Annotated in this window: 20 protein-coding genes; 10 read left to right on the top strand and 10 right to left on the bottom strand. The window is 72.9% G+C overall.

Translation table 11 applies throughout. The features are described 5' to 3' along the window. Positions 1-100: 100 nt before the first annotated feature. On the bottom strand, positions 101-688 hold the full coding sequence (locus tag ACSLTV_RS28790) for a biotin transporter BioY (RefSeq protein ID WP_432133027.1): 588 nt from the start codon (positions 686-688) through the stop codon (positions 101-103). Between the two features lie 320 nt (positions 689-1,008). Between ACSLTV_RS28790 and ACSLTV_RS28785 the strand changes: the two genes are divergently transcribed. Together ACSLTV_RS28785 and ACSLTV_RS28780 are read left to right on the top strand one after the other, a co-directional pair. Next, the gene (locus tag ACSLTV_RS28785; protein WP_432133028.1) at positions 1,009-2,385 is read left to right on the top strand and encodes an amino acid permease; all 1,377 of its coding nucleotides are present in this window, start codon (positions 1,009-1,011) and stop codon (positions 2,383-2,385) included. 122 nt (positions 2,386-2,507) lie between these two features. Next, positions 2,508-3,155, top strand: coding sequence for a superoxide dismutase (locus ACSLTV_RS28780; protein WP_432133029.1), 648 nt, complete (start codon positions 2,508-2,510; stop codon positions 3,153-3,155). Positions 3,156-3,329: 174 nt separating this feature from the next. On the opposite strand, the gene ACSLTV_RS28775 is transcribed toward ACSLTV_RS28780, so the two are convergent. Further along, complete coding sequence (locus ACSLTV_RS28775; protein WP_432133030.1) at positions 3,330-3,992, bottom strand: mycothiol-dependent nitroreductase Rv2466c family protein; 663 nt, start codon at positions 3,990-3,992, stop codon at positions 3,330-3,332. Between the two features lie 177 nt (positions 3,993-4,169). On the opposite strand from ACSLTV_RS28775, the gene pepN (ACSLTV_RS28770) reads away from it, so the two are divergent. Then, positions 4,170-6,764 carry an aminopeptidase N gene (gene pepN, locus ACSLTV_RS28770; protein WP_435613145.1) on the top strand — a complete coding sequence of 865 codons (2,595 nt, stop codon included), beginning with the start codon at positions 4,170-4,172 and terminating at the stop codon, positions 6,762-6,764. 212 nt (positions 6,765-6,976) lie between these two features. Further along, a complete protein-coding gene (locus ACSLTV_RS28765) occupies positions 6,977-8,047 on the top strand; it encodes a hypothetical protein (protein ID WP_435613144.1) in 1,071 nt (356 codons plus the stop codon). A gap of 152 nt (positions 8,048-8,199) precedes the next feature. Here ACSLTV_RS28765 and ACSLTV_RS28760 read toward each other — a convergent pair whose 3' ends face one another. The 5 genes from ACSLTV_RS28760 to ACSLTV_RS28740 all read right to left on the bottom strand — a co-directional run bounded on the left by ACSLTV_RS28760 (position 8,200) and on the right by ACSLTV_RS28740 (position 10,985). Next, positions 8,200-8,532 (bottom strand): hypothetical protein, encoded by a 333-nt coding sequence (locus ACSLTV_RS28760; protein WP_435613143.1) that lies wholly within the window; start codon positions 8,530-8,532, stop codon positions 8,200-8,202. Beyond that, the gene (locus ACSLTV_RS28755) at positions 8,522-9,070 is read right to left on the bottom strand and encodes an RNA polymerase sigma factor (RefSeq protein WP_435613147.1); all 549 of its coding nucleotides are present in this window, start codon (positions 9,068-9,070) and stop codon (positions 8,522-8,524) included. Before ACSLTV_RS28755 ends, ACSLTV_RS28760 begins: the two co-directional genes overlap by 11 nt. Positions 9,071-9,079: 9 nt before the next feature. Further along, positions 9,080-9,559, bottom strand: coding sequence for an NUDIX hydrolase (locus tag ACSLTV_RS28750; protein WP_432133034.1), 480 nt, complete (start codon positions 9,557-9,559; stop codon positions 9,080-9,082). 9 nt (positions 9,560-9,568) lie between these two features. After that, on the bottom strand, positions 9,569-10,456 hold the full coding sequence (locus tag ACSLTV_RS28745) for a pyridoxamine 5'-phosphate oxidase family protein (protein ID WP_432157903.1): 888 nt from the start codon (positions 10,454-10,456) through the stop codon (positions 9,569-9,571). Positions 10,457-10,538: 82 nt separating this feature from the next. Continuing rightward, positions 10,539-10,985, bottom strand: coding sequence for a VOC family protein (locus ACSLTV_RS28740; RefSeq protein ID WP_432157902.1), 447 nt, complete (start codon positions 10,983-10,985; stop codon positions 10,539-10,541). Between the two features lie 131 nt (positions 10,986-11,116). Here ACSLTV_RS28740 and ACSLTV_RS28735 point away from each other — a divergent pair, with 131 nt between their 5' ends. The 5 genes from ACSLTV_RS28735 (at position 11,117) to ACSLTV_RS28715 (ending at position 17,388) form a co-directional block, all read left to right on the top strand. After that, positions 11,117-11,650, top strand: coding sequence for a CGNR zinc finger domain-containing protein (locus tag ACSLTV_RS28735; RefSeq protein ID WP_435613142.1), 534 nt, complete (start codon positions 11,117-11,119; stop codon positions 11,648-11,650). Positions 11,651-11,827: 177 nt separating this feature from the next. After that, positions 11,828-15,130 carry a S8 family serine peptidase gene (locus ACSLTV_RS28730; RefSeq protein ID WP_435613141.1) on the top strand — a complete coding sequence of 1,101 codons (3,303 nt, stop codon included), beginning with the start codon at positions 11,828-11,830 and terminating at the stop codon, positions 15,128-15,130. 358 nt (positions 15,131-15,488) lie between these two features. After that, on the top strand, positions 15,489-16,469 hold the full coding sequence (locus ACSLTV_RS28725; protein WP_432133039.1) for a LuxR C-terminal-related transcriptional regulator: 981 nt from the start codon (positions 15,489-15,491) through the stop codon (positions 16,467-16,469). Positions 16,470-16,658: 189 nt separating this feature from the next. Further along, positions 16,659-17,018 (top strand): hypothetical protein, encoded by a 360-nt coding sequence (locus ACSLTV_RS28720; protein WP_432133040.1) that lies wholly within the window; start codon positions 16,659-16,661, stop codon positions 17,016-17,018. Positions 17,019-17,163: 145 nt separating this feature from the next. After that, the gene (locus ACSLTV_RS28715; protein WP_432133041.1) at positions 17,164-17,388 is read left to right on the top strand and encodes a hypothetical protein; all 225 of its coding nucleotides are present in this window, start codon (positions 17,164-17,166) and stop codon (positions 17,386-17,388) included. A 279-nt stretch (positions 17,389-17,667) separates the two neighbouring features. Here the strand turns inward: ACSLTV_RS28715 and ACSLTV_RS28710 are convergent, their stop codons facing one another. Further along, a complete protein-coding gene (locus tag ACSLTV_RS28710; RefSeq protein ID WP_435613140.1) occupies positions 17,668-18,702 on the bottom strand; it encodes a hypothetical protein in 1,035 nt (344 codons plus the stop codon). A gap of 1 nt (position 18,703) precedes the next feature. Next, positions 18,704-19,255 (bottom strand): sigma-70 family RNA polymerase sigma factor, encoded by a 552-nt coding sequence (locus tag ACSLTV_RS28705; protein WP_432133043.1) that lies wholly within the window; start codon positions 19,253-19,255, stop codon positions 18,704-18,706. Between the two features lie 341 nt (positions 19,256-19,596). Here ACSLTV_RS28705 and ACSLTV_RS28700 point away from each other — a divergent pair, with 341 nt between their 5' ends. Next, on the top strand, positions 19,597-20,613 hold the full coding sequence (locus tag ACSLTV_RS28700; RefSeq protein ID WP_432133044.1) for an aspartate-semialdehyde dehydrogenase: 1,017 nt from the start codon (positions 19,597-19,599) through the stop codon (positions 20,611-20,613). A gap of 225 nt (positions 20,614-20,838) precedes the next feature. Here the strand turns inward: ACSLTV_RS28700 and pepN (ACSLTV_RS28695) are convergent, their stop codons facing one another. Beyond that, the gene (gene pepN, locus ACSLTV_RS28695; RefSeq protein ID WP_432133045.1) at positions 20,839-23,412 is read right to left on the bottom strand and encodes an aminopeptidase N; all 2,574 of its coding nucleotides are present in this window, start codon (positions 23,410-23,412) and stop codon (positions 20,839-20,841) included. Positions 23,413-23,534: the final 122 nt, after the last annotated feature.

The following is a 23,534-nucleotide window of genomic DNA, read 5'->3' as shown; positions in this document are numbered from 1 at the left end:
TGCGCCCCCCCCGGTAGGCCCTCTCGGCAGGCCCTCTCGGCAGGCCCTCTCGGCAGGCCCTCTCGGCAGGCCCTCTCGGCAGGTCGGCCGCGGTGCGGCCTCAGCGGCGGAGCAGCTTCCAGGCCGTCGGCAGCAGCCCCATCGCCAGCGCCGCCTTCAGCGCGTCGCCGACGAGGAACGGCGTCAGGCCGGCCGCGACGGCGGCGGAGGCGGACAGGCCGGCGGACAGCGCGAGGTAGGGCACGCCGACGGCGTAGATGATCGCCGAGCCCAGCACCATCGCCCCGGCCGTCCGCCAGGCGCTGCGGTCGGCGCCGCGCCGGGCCAGGGCACCCACGACGGTGGCGGCGAGCAGCATGCCGAGGACGTATCCGAAGGACGGCATCGCGGCGCCGGAGGAGTGCTCGGCGAACCACGGCACTCCCGCCATGCCGGCGACGACGTACAGGGCGAGGGAGAGGAAGCCCCGGCCCGCGCCGAGGGAGGTGCCGACGAGGAGCGCGGCGAAGGTCTGGCCGGTGACCGGGACCGGGGAGCCGGGGACGGGCACCGACAGCTGGGCCGCGAGGCCGGTGAGGGCGGCACCGCCCACGACCAGGGCGATGTCGCGCACGCGGCCGGCCGGAAGGAGGTCGGCGAGGACCTGCCCCGGGCGGACGGATGCGGCGGATGCGGCGGCGGTGCTCATGGGGACTCCGCGGTGGAGGTGGGGGCAGAGGGACGCGTCGACGCTATCCCAGCGCCTTCCCCGCGATCACCGTCAGCCGTCGACAAAGGGGCGATCACGGACTTGGTGCGCTCCGCACAAAGAATGGTCGCTACACGCGGTTCGGAGTGACCCCGGTCACGGCGGCGCGGCGATCAGGCTCACACGCGACCGTACGGTCACGGAGTGGTCACGCAGCGCACACAGGACGTCCGGATAGCGGACGGAGGATCCCTGTGTCGGGTACGCCCGTCGAAACTGTGGGCGTTTTGCCCATCTCACGCATTGGACGAGCCGCGCCCATGCCCAGCACCACCAAGGTGGACCCGGTCTCCGGCCGGGACGAAGCCACCCTCTCCCACGGTCTCAAACAGCGCCACCTGTCGATGATCGCCCTCGGCGGTGTCATCGGCGCCGGCCTCTTCGTCGGGTCCGGCGCGGGGATCGCCGCCGCCGGCCCCTCCATCGTCCTCGCCTACGCGCTCTCCGGCCTCCTCGTGATGCTGGTGATGCGGATGCTGGGCGAGATGTCGGCCGCCTACCCCTCTTCGGGTTCCTTCTCGGCGCACGCCGAGCGGGCGATCGGGCCGTGGGCCGGGTTCGCCGCGGGCTGGTCCTTCTGGGTGCTGCTGTGCACCGCGGTGGGCCTGGAGGGCATCGGCGCGGCGAAGATCGTCACGGGCTGGCTGCCGGGGACGCCCGAGTGGGCCTGGGTGGCGCTGTTCGTCGTGGTGTTCTGCGCGACGAACCTGGCCGCGGTGAAGAACTTCGGCGAGTTCGAGTTCTGGTTCGCGGCGCTGAAGGTCGGCGCGATCTCGCTGTTCCTGGTGCTGGGCGTGCTGGCCATCGCCGGGCTCCTGCCGGGCACCGACGCCCCGGGCACCGCCCATCTCACCGACTTCCTGCCGAACGGCGGCGAGGGCCTGGTCATCGGCCTGCTGGCGTCGGTGTTCGCGTACGGCGGCCTGGAGACGGTGACCATCGCCGCCGCCGAGTCGGAGAACCCGGTCAAGGGCGTGGCGAGCGCCGTGCGGACGGCGATGTGGCGGATCGCGCTGTTCTACATCGGCTCGATGGCCGTCATCGTCACGCTGGTGCCGTGGGACTCCGAGGACGTCACGGTGAAGGGCCCGTACGTGGCCGCGCTCGACCGCCTGGGCATCCCCGGCGCCGGTCAGCTGATGAACGTGGTGGTGCTGGTGGCGCTGCTGTCGGCGATGAACGCCAACATCTACGGGTCCTCGCGCATCGCCTACTCCCTGGTGCAGCGGGGCCAGGGGCCGCGGGCGCTGGCCCGGGTGTCCGGCGGGGTGCCGCGCCTGGCCGTCCTGGCGTCCTCGGTGTTCGGCATCGGGTGCGTGGCGCTGAGCTACGCGCGGCCGGACGACGCGTTTCCCTGGCTGCTGAACATGATCGGCGCGGTGATCCTGATCGTCTGGATCTTCATCGCGGTCTCCCAGCTGCTGCTGCGGCGCCGGCTCGAACGCGAGGCGCCCGAGAAGCTGACCGTGCGGATGTGGGCGTTCCCCTTCCTGACCTGGGCGGCACTGGCCGGCATGGCGGCGATCTTCGTGTTGATGGCCCGGGAGGCGGACACCCGGGTGCAGCTGTACTCGTCGGGCGGGATGACGCTGTTCCTGGCGGCCGTCGGATACGTGTGGCAGAGGCGCCGCGGCTGACCGGCCCCGGCCGCGACGCGCAGCGAGCCCCCGTGTGATCCACACGGGGGCTTTTTGCTGCTAGCTTGTTGTTGCGAGCTATTTGCAATAAGAGCCGCCCAAGGCCCGGAGGAGACCCCGCCATGCCCGTCTACACGCTGCCCGACCTGCCGTACGACTACTCCGCGCTGGCCCCCGTCATCAGCCCCGAGATCATCGAGCTGCACCACGACAAGCACCACGCGGCCTACGTGAAGGGCGCCAACGACACGCTGGAGCAGCTGGCCGAGGCGCGGGACAGGGAACAGTGGGGCTCGGTCAACGGCCTGGAGAAGAACCTGGCCTTCCACCTGTCGGGGCACATCCTGCACTCGATCTACTGGCAGAACATGACCGGCCCGAAGGAGGGCGGCGGCGAGCCGCTGGCCCAGGACGGCGTGGGTGAGCTGGCCGAGGCCATCACCGAGTCGTTCGGCTCCTTCGCCGGCTTCAAGGCGCAGCTGTCCAAGGCGGCGGCCACCACCCAGGGCTCGGGCTGGGGCGTGCTGGCGTACGAGCCGCTGAGCGGCCGGCTGATCGTCGAGCAGGTCTACGACCACCAGGGCAACGTCGGGCAGGGCGCGACCCCGATCCTGGTCTTCGACGCCTGGGAGCACGCCTTCTACCTGCAGTACCGCAACCAGAAGGTGGACTTCATCGAGGCGATGTGGCAGGTCGTGAACTGGCAGGACGTCGCCCGGCGGTACGCGGCGGCCGCCTCCCGCACGGACGTGCTGCTGCTCGGACCCTGAGGACGTCCTGCCTCGTGATCGTCTTCTCACCCTTCACGCGGGCAGGCCGGTGGAAGGAGAGGCCCTCGCGAGGACGTGACTCGCGAGGGCCTCTCCCGTGGGCTCGGTCCCGACGGCGGTGAGCCGGCGGTCCGTGCCGGCGCCGAAGCCGTCGGCACGGCGCGGAACCGGGTCCTAGAGGTTGCTGAAGTCCGGGCCCTTGGTGCGGGTCCGCTTGATCTCGTAGAAGCCCGGCACCGAGGCGACGGCCAGGGTGCCGTCCCACAGGCGGGCGGCCTCCTCGCCCTTGGGGGCGGGGGTGACGACCGGACCGAAGAAGGCGAGCTGCTCGCCGTCGGAGCCGGGGACGGCGATGACCGGGGTGCCGACGTCCTGGCCGACCTTGTCGATGCCCTCCTTGTGGGAGGCGCGCAGTTCGGCGTCGAACTCGAAGTTCTCCTGCTCGGCGTAGTCGATGAGGTCGGCGGGCAGGCCGACGTCCGCGAGCGCGCCGGCGATGGCCGCCGGCGTCGGACCCTCGCCGTTGTTGTGGATGCGGGTGCCGAGCGCGGTGTAGAGCGGGCCGAGGACGTCGTCGCCGTGCTTCTGCCAGGCGGCGGTGACCACGCGGACCGGCTGCCACGCCTTGGTGGCGAGCATGTCCCGGTAGTCTTCGGGGAGTTCGTCCAGTTTGTCCTCGTTGAGTACGGCGAGGCTCATGATGTGCCAACGGACCTCGATGTCGCGGACCTTCTCCACTTCCAGCACCCACCGCGAGGTCATCCAGGCCCAGGGGCAGAGCGGGTCGAACCAGAAGTCGACCGGGGTCTTCGTGGCGGGCGTCACGCTGTCGGACATGAGTCTCCTTCGGAACCGGCGTTTGAAGGAGCAACATCCCGTGGGCGCCGCCCATTCCCGGCCGCCACGGGCGCCCCGGCCGCCGCCCGGTCCCCGCTGTCCGCTGTCCGGTGCCAGGTCCGCGTGGCAGGATCGGTGCTGTCCACATTCTGATCACCACCTGAGGGAGTGCCACTCGTGCCCGGTGAGAACCTGTCCCGCGACGAGGCCCGGGAGCGGGCCGCCCTGCTCAGCGTCGACGGGTACGACGTGTCCCTCGACGTGCGCTCCGCCGTCGGCGACGCGCCGTCGGACGCGGCGGCCGAGCCGCGCACCTTCCGGTCCGTCACCACGATCCGCTTCCGGTGCAACGAGCCGGGGGCCTCGACCTTCGCCGACCTGGTCGCCCCGCGCGTCACCGCCGTCTCCCTCAACGGCCGGGACCTCGACCCGAGCGAGGTCTTCGACGGCACGCGCATCGTCCTGGAGGACCTGGCCGCCGAGAACGAGCTGGTGGTCGACGCGCAGTGCGCCTACTCGCGCACCGGCGAGGGCCTGCACCGCTTCGTCGACCCCGAGGACGGCGAGGTCTACCTCTACACGCAGTACGAACCGGCCGACTCCCGGCGGGTGTTCGCCAACTTCGAGCAGCCCGACCTCAAGGCCCCGTTCCGCTTCGAGGTACGGGCGCCCGAGGAGTGGACCGTGTGGAGCAACGGCGCCGGGCACCGCGCCGACGGGGTGTGGCGGTTCGCGGAGACCAAGCCGATCTCGACGTACATCACCTGTGTCGTGGCCGGCCCCTACCACTACGTGACGGACTCCTACAGCAGGGTCCTCGACGACGGTACGACGCTGGAGATCCCGCTGGGCGCGCTGTGCCGCAAGGGTCTGGCCCCGCACTTCGACGCGGGCGACGTCTTCCTGCTCACCAAGCAGGGCCTGGACTTCTTCCACGACCACTTCGACTACCCGTACCCGTTCGGCAAGTACGACCAGGCGTTCGTGCCGGAGTACAACCTGGGCGCGATGGAGAACCCGGGGCTGGTGACCTTCCGCGAGGAGTACATCTTCCGGGGCAAGGTCACCCGGGCGTCGTACGAGGCGCGGGCGAACGTCATCCTGCACGAGATGGCGCACATGTGGTTCGGCGACCTGGTCACCATGGAGTGGTGGGACGACCTGTGGCTGAAGGAGTCGTTCGCGGACTTCATGGGCTCCTTCTCGCTGGTCGGCGCGACCCGCTTCGAGGACGGCTGGATCACCTTCGCCAACCGCCGCAAGGCGTGGGCGTACCGGGCCGACCAGCTGCCCTCCACCCACCCGATCACGGCCGACATCCGCGACCTCCAGGACGCCAAGCTCAACTTCGACGGCATCACGTACGCCAAGGGCGCCTCGGTGCTCAAGCAGCTGGTGGCGTACGTCGGCCAGGACGCCTTCCTGGAGGGCGCCCGGCGTTACTTCAAGCGGCACGCGTACGGCAACACCCGGCTCGGCGACCTGCTGTCGGCGCTGGAGGAGACCAGCGGCCGGGACATGGGCGCGTGGGCGGGGGCCTGGCTGCAGACGGCGGGCGTCAACTCGCTCACCCCGCAGGTGCTGCTGGACGCCGAGGGCCGGATCGACGAACTGGCCGTGCTGCAGGAGGCCGCCGAATCGCACCCCGAGCTGCGGCCGCACCGGGTCGCGGTCGGGCTGTACCGCCGTACCGGGGGCGGGGCGCTTGAGCGGTACGCCCGCGCGGAGGTGGACGTCGACGGTCCCCGGACCCTGGTCGCTGAGCTGGCCGGCGCGGACGCCCCGGAGCTGGTGCTGGTCAACGACGACGACCTGACGTACTGCAAGACGCGGTTCGACGAGACCTCGCTGGCGGCGCTGCGTTCGGGTCTCGGTGACCTGACCGACCCGCTGGCGCGCGCCCTGTGCTGGTCGGCGCTGTGGAACATGACGCGGGACGCGCTGCTGCCCGCGCGGGAGTTCGTCGACCTGGTGCTGCGGTTCGCGGGCCGGGAGACCGACATCGGGGTGCTGCAGATGCTGCACGCGTGGGCCGAGTCGGCGCTGGAGCACTATGTGGCGCCGGGTGCCCGCCAGGCGACCGGCCGGCGTCTCGCCGAGGGTGCGTCGCGGGAGCTGCGCGCGGCCGAGCCGGGCGGTGAGCGGCAGCTGGCGTGGGCGCGGTTCTTCGCGCGGGTGGCCGACGCGCGGGCCGACTTCGACCTGCTGAGCGGTCTTCTGGACGGCACGGTGACCCTGCCGGGCCTCGACGTGGACCAGGAGCTGCGGTGGGCGTTCCTGGACGCGCTGGCCGCGCACGACGTCGTGGGCGAGAAGGAGCTGGCCGCCGAACTGGCCCGCGACGACACCGCCTCCGGCAAGCGCCACCAGGTCCGCTGCCTGGCCGCCCGCCCGTCGGCGGCGGTGAAGGCGCAGGCGTGGGCGCAGCTCGTGGAGTCGGACACGCTGTCCAACGCCCTGGCGACCGCGACGATCGCCGGCTTCGCGCGGTCGTCCCAGCGGGAGTTGCTCGCGCCGTACGCGGACCGGTACTTCGAGGTGATCGAGCGGGTGTGGGCCGAGCGGTCGATCCAGATCGGCATGGACGTGGTGTCGGGTCTCTTCCCGTCGTGGCAGGACTCCCCCGAGACCCTGGCGGCGACCGACGCCTGGCTGGCGGCGCACGAGTCGGCGCCCCCGGCCCTGCGCCGGCTGGTGCTGGAGGCGCGGGACGACCTGGCCCGGTCGTTGCGCGGACAGGCGCGGGACGCCGAGGCGGCACCCGCCACCTGACCCCTCACCTTTGGCCATGAATTGAGCGGACGGCCACCGTTACGAAATTCGGTCCATCATGCCCGTAACCCCTGGTCCCACCCATCTGGACCAGGGGTTATCGGCGCCTACTCGGCATCCGAACACCCGTCCTTTAGCGCGGGCTTGTCCGGCTTTGTCGACGAGCGTGTAACAGCGGTTAGGAGCCGGACCCGGCGCGGAATCCCGATCGCATGAACCACAACCCCCCGCTCCCCCCGGCCTCCCCGCTCTCCCCCCGCCCCCTGCACCACCTGGCTCACGACCTGCGCCGCGTCCTCACGGCGGCCCAACTGCGCGCGCACGGCGTCTCCGCGGCCGAGACCAACGAGCAGTGCCGGCCCGGCGGCCCCTGGCAGCAGCTCCTCCCCGGTGTCGTCCTGCTCCACCCGGGCCCGCCGACCAGCGAGGAGCGGCTGCACGCGGTACTGCTGTACGCGGCCCGCCAGTCCGCGCCGGCCGGGGTGCCGGTCCAGCCCGACGCCGAGAAGCCGTACCGCCCCACCTACCGGGAGGCGATGATCACCGGCCTGGCGGCCCTGAACCTCCACGGCTTCTCCTGCGCTCCCCCTCTGCTGTCGCTGGAGCAGATCGACGTCCTCGTGCCTCGGCTGCGCCGCCTGCGCTCGACGGGCTGCGCCCGCATCGTCCGCACGCCCGACCTGCCGGCGGCCGAGCAGGCGACCGGCGTCCCGGTCGCCCCGGTGCCGCGCGCCCTCGCCGACGCGGTGGCGCGGCTGACCGACGCGAACGTGGTGCGGCGGCTGCTGACCGAGGCGGTGCGCGGCGGCCACTGTGAACCCGCCACGGTCGTGCGGGAGCTCAACCGGGCCAAGCTGCTCAGCCGCCCCCACGTGGTGGACGCGGTCGACTCGCTGCTCGCCGAGGGCCGGGCCGTCGCCGAGGACGGCCTCTACCGCATGGTCCACGAGTACGGCCTCCCCGACCCGGTCTGGAACGTCGACCTCCGCCTGCCGGGCGGCCCCCACCTCGGCGGCCTCGACGCCTACTGGCCGGAGCAGGCCGTCGCCGTCGAGCTGGACACCCGCGCCCCGCGCCAGGGCCTGCGGCAGGACGACGACGAGGTGTGGTCCGAGTACGCCCGCAAGCGGGAGCACCTGGAGCGGCTCGGCATCACCGTCGTCCACGTCACCCCCCGGAAGCTGCGCGACGCGATGGAACAGCAGGCGGCGGTGGTCCGCACCGCCCTCATGGCGGCACCGGACCGCGACCCCGCCGCCTACGTCGTGGTGCTCCCCCGGTAGTGACGGACCGGGGGCGCCAGGAGGGGAGAGGAGGGGCCCTGGGCATCACCCGGGGCCCCTCTTCCGGTGTGTTTCCACCTCCTCCTCGGCCGGAGGGAGCCGCCCCACCGCCGCCCCGGCCCCGCCTCGCCGCTCCCGCACGAACCCGGTACTCACCGCACCCCGCCTCGGGTGAGTTCGCACCTCCCGTCCACGCAGGAGCGGCGCAGCCGTCCGGCCGAGACCGTTTCCGCGAGGCCGATCGCCCAGCACATCGGGCAGCCGCGCAGCGCGATCAGGCCGGCCGGGGCGAGCAGCAGGCTCACCGGGCCGGTCACCGGCAGCAGGGCCAGGGAGGCGATGAGCGCGCCGAAGCCGAGGGTGCCGCGGGCCAGGTGGCGCGGGACGCTGTCGCCGGCGAAGCGGCCGGGCGGGGGTGGGTCCGCGCGGACGCCGGTGTCGCCGGCCGGCTCGGTGCGGATGGTCGTCGTCGGGTCAGCTGCCATGGTCGGGGCTCCTCGCTCCGGTCGGTTCCTCGTGCAGGGCCTCACGTACCGCCGAACGGGCCCGGTGCAGGCGGGACTTCATCGCGGTGGTGGTCAGCCCGAGCCGGTCGGCGACGGTGCGGCCGGGCAGGCCCTGGATGTCGCGCATCACCAGCACCCGCCGCTGGTCGTCGGACAGGGCGGCGACGGCGGCGGCGACGCGTTCGGCCTCCAGGCGCTGCAGGGCGTCCTCCTCGGCGGAGCGCGCGGTGACGGCCCCCGCTCGGCCGGTTCCGTCGGCCGGTGCGGGCCGGAGCAGTGTGCGGGTGCGGCGCAGGCACTCGTTGCGGACGATCCGGAACATCCAGGACGCCAGCGCCCCGGAGGCGCGCAGCATGCCGATCCTGCGGTAGAGGATGATCAGCGCTTCCTGGGCGGCGTCCTCGGCGTCCTGAGGAGTGGCGCGGAGCGTGTGCGCGAAGCGGTGCACGTGCGGGGAGGAGCCGTGCACGAGTGCGGTGAGCGGCCGGGGCCGTACTCCTGTCGGCGGACCCGTCAGACCCCGGTGTCAGGCCCCCGTGCCCCGGCCGTGCGGGGCCGTTGCCACTCGTCCCGTCGGCGGGCGGTCCCGCCACAGGCGCAGGGCCACGTCGACCAGCGGGATCCGGGGCAGGCCGGGGACGTCGTCCAGGGGGTGCCAGGCGGCCATGTCGGTCGAGCCGTCGGTCTCCCAGCGCAGTTCGCCGCCGGTGACGCGGGCCTCGTAGACGAGGCGTACCCCGTGGTGGTCGACGGCGCGGCGCAGGCCCCGGCGGGGGCGGGTCAGATTGAGGGAGTGGACGCCGAGGAGCCCGGTCACCTCGACGCGGTAACCGGTCTCCTCGGCCAGTTCGCGCAGGACCGTGTCGTGCGGGTCCTCGCCGTGTTCCATGCCGCCGCCGGGCAGCACCCACTCGGGGGTGCCGTCCTCCGCCGGGGAACGGGCCAGCAGGATCTCTCCGTCACGGACACACACGGCGTAGGCCGCCACCCTCAGATTCCGGCGCACGCCGGGACGTTAACGCGCGGGCCGCGGATTGGCAGGCGAGTATTCGGGCGGGGACCAGCGCAGCGGCAACTCCGCCGGGGTGTCGAGGGCCTCGGTGAGGGTGAAGCGGAGGGTGCGGGTGCCGTCGGGGCCGTGCTCCACGCGCGCCCGGCCGGTCAGGCGCAGGGTGCGGCCGGTCGTCCAGTCCAGGAAGAGCAGGCCGGCCCGCGGGTCGGTGGTGAGGTTGCCGAGGGTGAGGAACATGGAGTTGCCGGGGTAGTCCGGCCAGCTCAGCTCGCGCGGAGAGTCGACGCGGACGAAGCCGGGGTTGCCGCCCCGGTGGCTGGCGTCGGCGCCGTCGTCGTGCACGGTGGCCAGGAAGAACGTGTCGGCGGCCGTGATGAACCCCGCCTGGGAGGGCGTCAGTTCGTCACCGCGCGCCGCCTCGGCCGGCGGGCGGTCCACGAACTCGTAGGACTGCCGTTTCTGCAGGTACTTGGGGCAGTTGGCGAAGACCCGGTCGGCCTCGACGGCGAAGCCGCGTTCCGTCGGCCGGGAGCGGCCGCCCAGGCGCATACGGCGGCGGGTGCGCGGGTCGAGGGCGATGGTGCCCACGTGGGTGCCCGGGGTGGCGAGGGCGGCCGCCAGCGGGTCCGCGGGAGCGGGGCCGCCGATGACGGAGAGCTGTCGGGGCCCGGTGGCCCGGAGGAAGCCCGGGGCACCGGAGAGGACCGACGCCCACACCGCCCCCGTCACCGGGTCGGCGGCGCCGAGGAAGAGCAGCGGCTGGAGCTCCAGGAAGGCGGCGGCCACCGGTTTGATGCCGCCGAGCACGGACCGGCCGACGTGGTCGGCGAGGTCGCGTACGCCGGCCCGGTCCTGCACGGCTCGGGAGCCGGCGTGGTAGACGCCCGTCATCGGCGATCCCTCCATCTCGTGCGTTTCGAGCGTTCCAAGCGTTTCGAGCGTTTCGAGCGTTTCGGCGAAGACCGCTGGCCGGTCAGAAGAAACCGCAGGTCGGGGCGGACTCGGCCGGGGCGGGTGCGCCCTGGACGCCGGTCGGGACGGAGATCTCCAGACGGGTGCCGTCGGGGTCGTGGAAGAAGATGCCGCCGGAGGCCGCGCCCTCGCCGTGGGCGACCACACCGTCGTAGGCGAAGTCGACGCCGTAGGCGCGCAAGGCCGCCTCGTACTCCTCGACCCGGTCCACGGACGCGGCCTCGAAGGCCAGGTGGTGCAGGCCGGCGCGGTGCGGGTCGTAGCCCTCCTCGGCCTGCTGCCACAGGGTGAGGACGAGGCTGTCGCCGTCGCCGAGGAAGGCGTACCGGCGGCCCTCCTCCTTGCCCTCGCCGATCACGGTGAAGCCGAGGACGTCCCGGTAGAAGTCGAGCGAGCGGGCGATGTCGGTGACGTTGAGGCCTATGTGGCCGGTGCGCAGAGCGGTCATGGCTGTGCCCCCCCTTGGGTGGTGGTCCGGCCGGGAAGTTCCCTAACCGGCGTCTTTGACGTTAGTGGTTAGAGAGGGGTGCGTCAACCGGTCACGTACCCTTAAGTGGTTAGTACGCAAGGAGGCCCCGGATGTCCGCACCCCTCGACCCCCGCCCGCTGACCGGGGAACCGCTCTCCCTCGATCTGCTCAACACCCGGTGGCGGGGCGACGGCGGGCCGCAGGACCTGCTCACGGACACCGACGGGCTCGCGGTGTGGCTGGCCGCCAACGGCCTGGACGGCGACTTCGCCGCCGACGCCGCCGCGCTGCGGCACCTGCTCACCGCGCGGGACGCCCTGCGGGCCGCCGTGGACGAGTCACGTCCGGACGGCGTCGACGCCGTGCTCGCCCACGGGCGCGTCCGGCCCACCCTGACCGCCGAAGGGCCCGGCGAGCGGCCGGAGTTCGGCGACCCGGCGTGGGGGCCGGCCTGGCTCGCCGCCCGCGACTACCTCCGGCTGCTCGCCACCGCGCCCGACCGGATCCGGGCCTGCGCGCACGAGGCGTGCGTCCTGCACTTCTTCGACACCTCCCGCAACGGCACCCGCCGCTGGTGCTCCATGGCCGCCTGCGGCAACCGCGCCAAGGCGTCCCGGCACTACGCCCGTTCGAAGGACGCCTGACCCGGCCGGGCCGGCGCCTCACAGGAATGTCACAGCCGGCCCCGTACGCCCGTAACGTCCATCGCGGGTTTTCCCCATAGATCCCCTTCGATTCGGCCAATCTCCCCCAGAACTCCTTCCCTTGGGCAAGGCTGTGCGGTCGTCCGACGCACGTTCCTTCAGCTACAAGGGATGCCGATGACCCACACCCCCCACCGCGGCCCGGCACCGGTCGCGAGACGCGTGGCCCGCACAGCCGTGGCCGCCGGTCTCGTCGCCGCGCTGGCCGCGGCAGGTCCGATACCCGCCGCCCTCGCCGCGACCGCCGACGACCCGGCGCCCGCGCCCGCCACCCAGCCCGCCAAGTCCGCCGACGACAAGCTCGGTTCGGACGACGCGCAGCTACTGGCCGAGGCCAAGGCCGATGGCGACCGGACGGTCACCTTCATGGTGGCGACCACACCCGGCCGGACCGAGCAGGTCCGCGACCAGCTGACCGCCGAGGGCGGCACCCTGATCGGCAGGACCGACGACAAGCTCGGCTACGTCCGCGCCACCGTCCCGACCGGCAAGGCCGACAAGGCCCTCACCGCCGCCACCAAGCTCTCCTCCGTACAGGCCATCGACCTGCGCCAGGAGATCGCCCTGGACGACCCGGCCCCCGGCAGCACCGCCGACGCGACCGGCCACGGCGCCGGCTACCCCGCTCCCGGCCGGAAGACGCCCGCCAGGAACCCGTACAACCCGTCCTTCGAGACGGGCGCGGTGTCCTTCGTGAAGGACCACCCGAGGTACGACGGCCGCGGCGTCACCATCGGCATCCTCGACTCCGGCGTCGACATCGCCCACCCGGCGCTGCAGAAGACCACCACCGGCGAGCGCAAGATCGTCGACTGGGTGACCGCGACCGACCCGGTCACCGACCGCGACGGCACCTGGCTGCGGATGAACGCCTCGGTGACCGGCCCCGTGTTCACCGCCGGCGGCCGCACCTGGAAGGCGCCCGCGGGCGCGTACAAGCTGCAGACCTTCGCCGAGTCCGCCACCCGCGGCGGCGACATGGCCGGCGACCTCAACCGCGACGGCGACACCACCGACGTCTGGGGCGTGCTCTACGACCCCGCCGCCAGCACCGTCCGGGTGGACCTCGACAACGACGGGGACTTCACGGACGAAGAGGCCATGAAGCCGTACAAGGACGGCTTCCAGATCGGCTACTTCGGCACCGACGACCCGGCCACCGCCATCGCCGAGCGCATCCCGTTCGTCGTGGAGATCCGCAAGGACGTCACGTACGACCAGGCCGGCGACAAGTCCGACTACGTCAGCATCGGCGTCATCGAGGGCCGGCACGGCACCCACGTCGCGGGCATCACCGCCGCCAACGGCCTGTTCGGCGGGAAGATGAACGGTGCCGCGCCCGGCGCGAAGATCGTCTCCTCCCGGGCCTGCACCTGGACCGGCGGCTGCACCAATGTCGCGCTCACCGAGGGCATGATCGACCTCGTCACCAAGCGTGGCGTGGACATCGTCAACATGTCGATCGGCGGCCTGCCCGCGCTGAACGACGGCAACAACGCCCGCGCCGAGCTCTACACCCGGCTCATCGACCAGTACGGCGTCCAGCTGGTGATCTCCGCCGGCAACGAGGGCCCCGGCACCAACACCATCGGCGACCCCGGCCTGGCCGACAAGGTCATCAGCGTCGGCGCCTCCATCTCCAAGGAGACCTGGGCGGCCAACTACGGCTCCGTGGTGAAGAAGAAGTACGCCATGCTGCCCTTCTCCTCCGCCGGCCCCCGCGAGGACGGCGGCTTCACGCCGACGCTGACCGCGCCGGGCGCCGCCATCAACACCATCCAGACCTGGGCGCCGGGCTCCCCGACCGCCGAGGCCGGCTACAGCCTGCCGCCCGGCTACGCCATGCTGCAGGGCACCTCGATGTCCTCCCCGCAGGCCGCCGGGGCGAGCGCGCTGCTGCTGTCCGCCGCCAAGCAGCGTCACATCCCGCTGTCGCCGCTGACCCTGCGCACCGCGCTGACCAGCACCGCGCGCACCATCAAGGGCGTGCCGGCGCACGTCCAGGGCGCGGGCCTGATCCGTATCGTGCAGGCGTGGGACGCCATCAAGGACGGCGCGACCGCGCACGACTACACCGTCAAGGCGCCGGTCGACACCGCGATCGACCAGCTGCTGAAGGAGCCGGGCTTCGGCACCGGCCTCTACGACCGTGAGGGCGGCCTGAAGGTCGGCCAGAAGAAGACGTACGACATCACCATCACCCGTACGTCCGGCCCGGCCGGCACCGTCGAGCACGAGCTGGAGTGGAAGAACAACGACGGCACCTTCAAGCTGCTCGGTGACGACGAGGTCGAACTCCCGCTGAACAAGCCGGTCACCGTCAAGGTGCGGGCGAAGGCGAAGAGCGCCGGCGCGCACAGCGCCATCCTGGAGCTGGACGACGAGGACACCGAGGGCGTCGACAAGCAGATCCTCACCACCGTCGTCGCCTCCCACGAACTGGCAAAGCCGTCGTACGCGTTCACCAAGTCCGCCTCGGTGCAGCGCAACAGCAGCACCTCGTACTTCGTGACCGTGCCGCAGGGCGCCAGGACCCTGGAGGTCGCGCTCGGCGGGCTGAAGGGCGACAGCCAGACCCGGTTCATCACCATCAACCCGTACGGCGTGCCGGTCGAGGACAGCTCGACGATCTACTGCTACCCGCACTACTCGGTGCCGGACAGCCCCAACACCTGCCGTCCCGACCTGCGGACCTACACCGACCCGCTGCCCGGCGTCTGGGAGATCGAGGTCGAGTCGCGGCGCACCTCGCCGTTCCTCGACAACCCGTACAAGCTGGACGTCTCGGTGCTCGGCACGGTCTTCGAGCCGGCCGTGCGGACCGTCCCCGAGGCCACGGTCGGCACGCCGGTCACCGCCGAGTGGACCGTGACCAACGACTTCGCGGCCCTTCAGGGCAAGCTGGAGGGCGGCTCGCTGGGCTCCGCGAAGATCGCGACGCCGACCATCGGCCACCACGAGTCGCAGCGCAGCACGGTCGTCGTCCCCGAGGGCGTCGAGCGGTTCGACATCGCCATCGGCTCGACCTCCGACCCGAACGCCGACCTGGACCTGACCGTCCTCAAGGACGGCGTCACCGTCGGCCAGTCCGCCGACGGCGACTCGGAGGAGTCGGTCAGCCTGACCGAGCCCGCCGCCGGGACGTACACGGTCGTGGTCGACGGCTACAGCGTGCCGGCGGGCACCACGACGTTCTCCTACAAGGACGTCTACTTCTCCGCCGACCTCGGCACGGTGAACGTCGACACCACCAGGAGCGTCTCCATCGCCAGCGGCGCGTCCGCGACGATCTCCGGTGACGTGGTCGCCCGGTCGGCCGGCCCCGAGGGCCGTCAGCTCTTCGGCGAGGTCCGGCTGATCAACGCCCGGGGCACCGCGGCGGGCACCGGCACGGTGGTGATCCAGAAGGTCGTCGGCTAGCGGCACACCGGCGGCGACCGTCGCCGGCCTGCCGTACACCGGCGCTCCGCGCGGCCGGCGGTCGCCCGCGGAGCGCCGGCCGAGAGAACGAAAAGAGGGGCGGGTGCTCCCCAAAGCACCCGCCCCTTTTTCCCTGGGCCCGACCGGGCGGTACCGCCCCCCGCGCGGCGCCGTCCTCGGGTCCCGGTCCGGATGGCTACGACCCTAGGCCCGCCCGGGACGCCCCGGACGGCCCCGCACCTGGCACCCGGTGGCCATGGCCGCAGCCTGCCAGCCGGGCGGCTCCCGCGGTGAGGGGCGGAAGATCCGGTACCGTCGGCCCAGCCGACCTGACCGTCACGAACCGCCAGGGGGAACGTTGCTGGACTCCATCGGCATAGACGGCTCCACGCACGACGTCTACCGGGCCCTGCTGCTGCACCCGTCCTGGACCCTGGAGGACATCGCCCGGGAGACCGGTCTGGCCCCCGCCGAGGTCCGTGCGGCGCTCGACCGGCTCACCCAGCTGTCCCTGCTGCACGAGGCCACCGACCACCAGTTCGTGCCGGTCAGCCCCGAGGTGGTCATCTCCCCGCTGCTGCTGCGCAAGGAGGCCGAACTCGACGAGCAGCGCGCCCGGTTGTCCCGTGAGCGGGCCGCGCTGGCCACCCTCGCCGCCGAGTACACCGCGATCACCGCGCACCGCGGGGACAGCGGGGTGGAGCGGCTGGAGGGCGTGGACGCGGTACGGGTCCGGCTGATGGAACTCGCCCACGGCGCCCGCTCCGACGTCCACACCTTCGTGCCGGGCGGCGCGCTCAGCGCCGCCGCGCTGGAGGCGGGACGGCCACTGGACGAGCAGAACCTGGCGCGCGGGGTGCGGATGCGGACCGTCTACCTCGACAGCGTGCGCAACGACTCCGCGACCGTCGAGTACGCGACCTGGCTGGCCTCCGTCGGCGGGGAGACGCGGACCGTGCCGACGCTGCCGATGCGCATGATCCTGTGCGACCGCGCCGCCGCCGTGATCCCCATCGACCCCGACGACAGCAAGCAGGGCGCCCTGCTGATCCGCTACCCCAGCATGGTGCGGGCGCTGGAGGAGCTGTTCGACCTGGTGTGGGAGAGCGCGGTACCGCTCGGCGAGCCGCCCCAGGAACCCTCGGACGACGCGCCCACCGACCGGGAGAGCGCGCTGCTGAGGATGCTGGCGGGGGGCATGACCGACGAGGGCATCGCCCGCAAGATGGGCGTCTCCCTGCGTACCGTCCGCCGCAACACCGCCGATCTGCAGAAACGTCTCGGTGTCCAGAGCCGCTTCCAGGCGGGGGCGGAGGCGGTGCGCCGGGGGTGGTTGTGAGGGGCGACGGGGGACGTACTGGGCAGGGGCAGGGAGACGGGCGGGGCAGGGCCGCGAGGCGGGCGGGGACCAGGGCCGCGAGGCGGGCGGGGGGCTGGTGCCGCAAGGGGTGGCCGCTCCCTGCCATGACCGGTGGCGGTCAGGGCTGACGCGCGGCCGGGCCGCCGTCCGGCCGCCTAAGGTCGCCGGGTGTACGCAGTCAAGGTCGTCCTCCTCCCGCCGCCCGGGCCCGCGTTCGCCGAGGGCCCCGCGCCGCCGGACGTTCTGCCCGGCGACCGGTGGCTCGACGACGTCACACGGCTCAGCCGGGCCGCGCCCCGGCCGGGGATCGCCCATGTGTCGCCGGTCCGCCGGGGCACCTCCGTGGTGGTCATGACCTTCGTGGAGGCCCCGTCCCGCAACGAGGCGACCGTGCTCGCCCGGCACGGCTGGGAGCACTGGCTGACCGCCCCCGGACCGCTCTCCGGCTGGACCCTCGACTGCTGCGCCCCCGACCCCTATCTGAACGCCCCCTGGCAGGTGCGCCCGGCGAGAGCCTGGCCGGCGTGAAACCCCCCGCGTGAAACCCCCCGGGGGGTGGCATGAGGCTGCCATGGCCGCCTCATGCCAGTGGTCACGTACTGACAGCGGCCGGACACACCGCACATGATCGTGTCCGCAGGCGCTTGGGAACCAAGGAATGCAGAGGCACAGCATGAGACAGATCACCAGGCGAGCCGCCCGGACCGCCGTCGGCACCGCGGCGGTCGTCGCGGCCCTGGCACTGCCGCTGACGCTCGGGGCCTCGGCCGCCGTCGCGGCGGACACGCCACCCGCCCCGGTCGTCATCGAGGACGACCTCGGCGACCCGCCGATGCCGAAGCCGGAGAAGCCGACCGAGGACACCGGCAGCTGGGTGTGGGACAAGTTCGAGCCGTAGACCTACTCGGGTCGGGGGACCGGCCGCGGTGGGGGGGGCCGTGGCAGGGGGTGCCGCGGTGGAGGGGAGCCGCGGTGGGGGCCGCGGTGAGGGGAGCCATGGCTGGGGGGAAAGCCGGGGCGGGGGGCCATGGTCGGGGGGGGTGCCGTGGTGGGGACGTACGCCGGCTGCGGCAGGTGTACGGCGGTCAGGGGCGGGCGCGGTGGGGGCGGCGCCCGCCCCTTCGACGTACGGGTGTCGTCGCCCTCCTGCGACGTCCGGTGGCCGGCCGGGCGGGCGTCAGCCACCCGGAGCGCAGTCCAGGTGCTCGGCCGCGGGCAGGGAGCGGTCCAGCGCCGACCGTTCCGCAGCGACACGGCTCTCGCCGACCGCCCAGACGTCCGGGACGGCCGAGCCCGGCGAGAGCGCCAGGAGCACGTGGTCGCCCTCGGCGAGCAGGGGATCGAGGTCGCGGGGGACCGTGACCGTGAGCGAGGCGGCGGCCCGCGCCGGCTTGTAGGAGCGGGTGACGCGCAGGGTGATCCGGCGGTCGCCGGTGCCGGCCCGCTGCCGCACGACGGTGACGTCACCCTCGACGACCGCACGGGCGCACGCGAGGTAACCGGGGTCGCTCAGCGGGCCGTACGCCGCCTCTGCGGAGTCCTCGGCGGTGCCCGACCCGGCGTCCGACCGGGCCTTCTCCGCCCCGCTGGACACAGCCGTGTCCCCCGCGCCCCCGCCCCGCGCGAGCAGCAGCCCGCCCCAGAGCACCATGACCCCGGCCGCGGCGACACCCACCGCCTGCAGCGCACGGCTCCGGGGACGGCGACGCCGGGACGGGGGCAGCGGGTGTACGGGGGCCGGGTCGGGGGCGCGTGCCGGTGCGGGGCGGTCGTCGGTCGCGGGGGGCGTCCCGGTGAGGGTGTCCGCGAGAGCCGTCAGGTGGGTGCGGAGCAGGGCCAGGTCGGCGGTGGCGGCCCGGTGCTCGGCCAGGAAGCCGGGGTCCGCGCGTTCCGCCTCGGAGAGCCCGGCGTCGGAGAGGGCGGCCATCAGAGCGTCCCGGGCGCCGGACACGTCACCGGGGTCCGGCTGGTGCGGGAGGCCACGCGGGGCCCGGTCGTCGCGCGGGTCGGGCTGGTCGGGCTGGTCGGGCTGGTCGGGCTGGTCGGGCTCGTCAATGCCATCACGCTGGTCGCGGCGGTCGAGCTTGTCGCGGCCATCACGCTGATCACGGCCGCCGAGCTCGCCGCGGCCATCACGCTGGTCGCGGCCGTCGCGCTCGTCGTGGCCATCACGCTGGTCGCGGCCGTCGCGCTCGTCGTGTCCGGCGGGCATGTCACACCACCTCGTCCTCGTGCAGGCGGGCGCGCAGGGCCCGGACCGCCGTGTGGAGGCGGCTCTTGACCGTGCCCTCCGGGACGCCGAGTTCCTCGGCGATGGAGCGCACCGGCAGGTCGGCGTAGAAGCGCAGCACCACGACCTGCCGCTGGGCGGCGGGCAGTTCGTCCAGGCCCTGCGCGAGCGCGAGGGAGAGCACGCTGGTGTCCTCACCGGAGGGCTGCTCGAACTGGCGCAGGGAGGCCAGCCGCTCCCCCAGCCGCTCCCGGCGCCGTCGGGCGCGGTGCCAGTCCATGGCGAGGTTGGAGGCGACCACCGCCGCCCACGCCGAGACGTCCCGGGGCGCCTCCCGGCCGCCGGCCGCGCGTTCCAGCAGCCGCAGGCGGACCTGCTGCACCCCGTCCGGCAGGTCCGCCTGCGGTACCCCGCCGAGCGCGAGCACCGCCCGCACCCGGCGTTCCTGCGCCGCGTCCAGCGGATCGCCGCCGGGGCCGCCCCCGTGCTCGGCCACGACCGTCCGCCGGCCGCGGCGGGCCCTCCCGCGCAGCACAGCACGCCCTCCCCTCACCGCGTTTCCCCTATGACGCCGACGGGGGCGGAAACGTTCGGCGCCTTGTGCGCCGGGGGCGCAGAGGCGTACGTCACACTGGGTGTGAGCCGCCGCGCGACGGGCAGGCGAGCTTCCGGCACGGGAGCCCGGCCGGATGAATTCCTCCAGTTCAGCGAGGGTGCGAGCGGTATTTCCGCGCCCCGGGACGAACCGTCGGCCGCTGCCGGGCGTCCCACGGGTTGACCACCGGGACCAAACGATTGGACAGGTGGGCCGGGGTCGGCCGCATGATGGAAAAGCCTCGGTCGGGCATTACGCAGGAAACGAGACAGGGAGTCACCGTGAGGGTCGGAATCGTCGGAGCCACCGGTCAGGTCGGCACGGTCATGCGCAGGATCCTCCAGGAGCGGAACTTCCCGGTCACGCAGCTGCGCCTGTTCGCCTCGGCCCGCTCGGCCGGGTCGGTCCTGGACGGCGTCACCGTCGAGGACGCGTCCACCGCCGACTACACCGGCCTGGACATCGTGCTGTTCTCCGCGGGCGGCGCCACCTCGAAGGCGCTGGCCGAGAAGGTCGCCGCGCAGGGCGCTGTCGTGATCGACAACTCCTCGGCGTGGCGCCGGGACCCCGAGGTGCCGCTGGTCGTCTCCGAGGTGAACCCGCACGCCGTCGCGGACCGCCCCAAGGGCATCGTCGCCAACCCGAACTGCACCACGATGGCCGCGATGCCGGTCCTGAAGCCGCTGCACGAGGAGGCCGGCCTGGAGGCGCTGGTCGTCGCCACCTACCAGGCGGTGTCCGGCTCCGGTCTCGCGGGCGTGGCGGAGCTGCACGGCCAGGCGCAGAAGGTGATCGCCGACGCCGACAAGCTCACCCACGACGGTTCGGCGGTCGACTTCCCCGAGCCCGGCGTCTACCAGCGCCCGATCGCGTTCAACGTGCTCCCGCTCGCCGGGTCGATCGTCGACGACGGTCTGAACGAGACCGACGAGGAGCAGAAGCTCCGCAACGAGTCCCGCAAGATCCTGGAGATCCCCGAGCTGAAGGTATCCGGCACCTGTGTGCGCGTGCCGGTGTTCTCCGGCCACTCCCTGCAGGTCAACGCCCGGTTCGCCCGCCCGATCAGCCCCGAGCGCGCGATCGAGCTGCTGGCGGCGGCCCCCGGTGTCGCGGTCACCGACATCCCGACCCCGCTGCAGGCGGCCGGCCAGGACCCGTCGTACGTGGGCCGCGTCCGCCGCGACGAGACGGTGGAGCACGGCCTGGCGCTGTTCATCTCCAACGACAACCTCCGCAAGGGTGCCGCGCTGAACGCGGTGCAGCTGGCGGAGCTGGTCGCGGCCGAGCTGAAGGGCTGACACCCGGGCGGCCCGGCTCCGACGAACCCTGCCCTTCCCGCCTCGGCGGGGAGGGCGGTCGTCGTTCCGGGCCGGACCGTGTCGCGCGCCCGGCCGGGCGGGGCGCTCAGGCGGCCGGGGACGGGACGCTGCGGGGCCGGGTGCTCGCCGCCCCGCGCCGAAGGAACGGGGGCGCCCGGTGTGCTGCACACCGGGCGCCCCCTCAGACGCGAAGGGGACGGCCGGTCACTGGGCCGCCGCGTCCGCCTGCTGGGCCTTGAGGGCGCGTTCCACGCCCGCGCGGGACTCGGAGACCAGGCGGCGCAGGGCCGCGTTCGGGCCGGTGGCCGCCAGCCAGGTGTCCGTCTTGGTCAGGGTGTCGGCGGAGACCTGGATCGACGGGTAGAGGCCGACCGCGATCTGCTGGGCGATCTCGTGGGAGCGGGAGTCCCAGATGTCCTTGACCACCTCGAAGTACTTGTCCGCGTAGGGGGCGAGCAGTTCGCGCTGGTCGGTCTGGACGAAGCCGGCGATGACGGCCTCCTGGACGGCGTTCGGGAGGTTGCCGGACTCCACGACCGACGCCCACGCCTCGGACTTGGCCGCGGCGGTCGGGCGGGCGGCGCGGGCCGTGGCGGCGTGGCGCTCGCCGGCGGCGGTCCGGTCGCGCTCGTACTCGCCGGCGATCTCCGCCTCGTCGAAGCGGCCGACGGCGGCCAGCCGCTGCACGAGCGCCCAGCGCAGCTCGGTGTCCACGGCCAGCCCGTCGATCGTCTGCGTGCCGTCCAGCAGCCCTTCCAGCAGGTCCAGCTGCTCGGGCGTGCGGGCGGTCGCCGCGAAGGCGCGGGCCCAGGCCAGCTGGTGGTCTCCGCCGGGCTCGGCCGCGCGCAGGTGGGCCAGGGTGGCGTCGGTCCAGCGGGTCAGCAGGGCGTCGCGGGCGGTCGGGTCGGCGTACAGGTCGATCGCCAGCTTCACCTGCCGGTGCAGCGACTGCACGACACCGATGTCCGACTCCTTGCCGATGCCGGACAGGACGAGGGACAGGTAGTCGCGGGTGGCCAGTTCGGCGTCGCGCGTCATGTCCCACGCCGACGCCCAGCACAGGGCGCGCGGCAGGGACGCCTCGAAGTCGCCCAGGTGCTCGGTCACGAAGGCGAGGGACGCCTCGTCGAGGCGGACCTTGGCGTAGGAGAGGTCGTCGTCGTTCAGCAGCACGACCGCCGGGCGGCGCTTGCCCACGAGCTGCGGCACGGCCGTCAGTTCGCCGTCCACGTCCAGCTCGACGCGCTCGGCGCGCAGCAGCTTGCCGGAGGCCTCGTCCAGGTCGTACAGGCCGACGGCGATGCGGTGCGGGCGCAGGGTGGGCTCGCCCTTGGCGCCGGCGGGCAGCGCGGGGGCCTCCTGGCGGACGGCGAAGGAGGTGATGACCCCGTCCGCGTCCGTCTCGATCTCAGGGCGCAGGACGTTGATGCCCGCGGTCTCCAGCCACTTCGTCGACCAGGTGCCCAGGTCGCGGCCGGAGGTCTCCTCCAGGGCGCCGAGCAGGTCGGACAGGCGCGTGTTGCCGTAGGCGTGGCGCTTGAAGTACGCCTGTACGCCCTGGAAGAACTCGTCCATGCCGACGTACGCGACGAGCTGCTTCAGGACGGAGGCGCCCTTGGCGTAGGTGATGCCGTCGAAGTTGACGAGCACGTCGTCGAGGTCGCGGATCTCCGCCATGATCGGGTGGGTGGACGGCAGCTGGTCCTGCCGGTACGCCCACGTCTTCATGGAGTTGGCGAAGGTGGTCCACGAGTGCGGCCAGCGCGACCCGGGGGCGTATGCCTGGCAGGCGATGGAGGTGTAGGTGGCGAACGACTCGTTCAGCCAGAGGTCGTTCCACCACTCCATGGTGACCAGGTCGCCGAACCACATGTGGGCCAGCTCGTGCAGGATGGTCTCGGCGCGGATCTCGTACGCCGCGTCCGTGACCTTCGAACGGAACACGTACTGGTCGCGGATGGTCACCGCGCCGGCGTTCTCCATGGCGCCCGCGTTGAACTCGGGCACGAACAGCTGGTCGTACTTCTTGAACGGGTACGCGTAGTCGAACTTCTCCTGGAACCAGTCGAAGCCCTGCCGGGTGACCTCGAAGATGGCGTCCGAGTCCAGGAACTCGGCGAGCGAGGGGCGGCAGTAGATGCCGAGCGGGACGCTCTGGCCGTTCTTCTCGTACACGCTGTGCACGGAGTGGTACGGGCCGACGATCAGCGCGGTGATGTACGACGAGATCCGCGGCGTCGGCTCGAAGGCCCAGACGTCGTCCTTGGGCTCGGGCGTGGGCGAGTTGGAGATGACCGTCCAGCCGGCCGGCGCCTTCACGGTGAACTGGAAGGTGGCCTTCAGGTCGGGCTGCTCGAAGGAGGCGAAGACGCGGCGGGCGTCCGGTACCTCGAACTGCGTGTAGAGGTAGGCCTGCTCGTCGACCGGGTCGACGAACCGGTGCAGGCCCTCACCGGTGTTGGTGTACGCGCAGTCCGCGACGACCCGGAGGACGTTGCGGCCCTCCAGCAGCCCCGGGAGCGCGATCCGCGAGTCCTTGAAGACCTCGTCGGGGTCGAGGGCGTCGCCGTTGAGGGTCACCTCGTGCACGGCCGGCGCCACCAGGTCGATGAAGGACTCGGCACCGTTCTCGGTGACGTCGAAGCGCACGATGGTCACGGACCGGTAGGTGCCGCCCTCTTGCGCGCCGGAGAGGTCGAGATCGATCTCGTACGAGTCAACGGTCAGCAGCTTCGCCCGCTGCTGTGCCTCTTCGCGAGTCAGGTTTGTGCCAGGCACGCGGTCATCTCCTCGTTATGTGTGGGTTCGGCCATCCTTCCACGGGGCGGGGTGCGGTGCGACGAGGGAAACCCCTTGACCTGTCCGGATCCGTCCGGGCCGGCGGGGGCCACTGGCCGGCC

The sequence above is a fragment of the Streptomyces sp. bgisy159 genome (assembly GCF_965341775.1).
GTDB lineage: Bacteria > Actinomycetota > Actinomycetes > Streptomycetales > Streptomycetaceae > Streptomyces.
This window is presented reverse-complemented; position numbering and strand designations above follow the sequence as displayed.